This window comes from Pseudomonas sp. dw_358, assembly GCF_018449655.1.
In the GTDB taxonomy this organism is placed as follows: Bacteria; Pseudomonadota; Gammaproteobacteria; order Pseudomonadales; family Pseudomonadaceae; genus Aquipseudomonas.
This window is the reverse complement of sequence record NZ_JAAVUX010000066.1, coordinates 1-202: the sequence shown is the minus strand read 5'-3', so window position 1 is coordinate 202 and position 202 is coordinate 1. Positions and strand designations below refer to the sequence as shown.

The window sequence follows — 202 nt, the reverse complement described above, 5'->3', positions numbered from 1 at the left end:
GAACCCCACATTCCAAGCGACTAGCTGACAACTGAAGCTGCGCTCCCGATTTCTATCAGGAGCTCCTCACCATGATGCGTCCCAACGCCAGCGTCGAAAAAGTGTACCTCTACCCCAAACCGGTCGACTTTCGAAAATCTATTGACGGGCTGGCAGCCCTGGTCGAGCTGGACATCAAGGTCGCGGTGTTCGACCCTGTGCT

The 202-nt window shown here is 55.9% G+C and carries 1 protein-coding gene; it reads left to right on the top strand.

Features of this window, described 5'->3' with window-relative positions; translation table 11 throughout:
• Positions 1-71: 71 nt before the first annotated feature.
• Positions 72-202: IS66 family insertion sequence element accessory protein TnpB (tnpB, locus tag HB675_RS25740; protein ID WP_345945802.1), on the top strand; the 131-nt coding region annotated here is incomplete at its 3' end.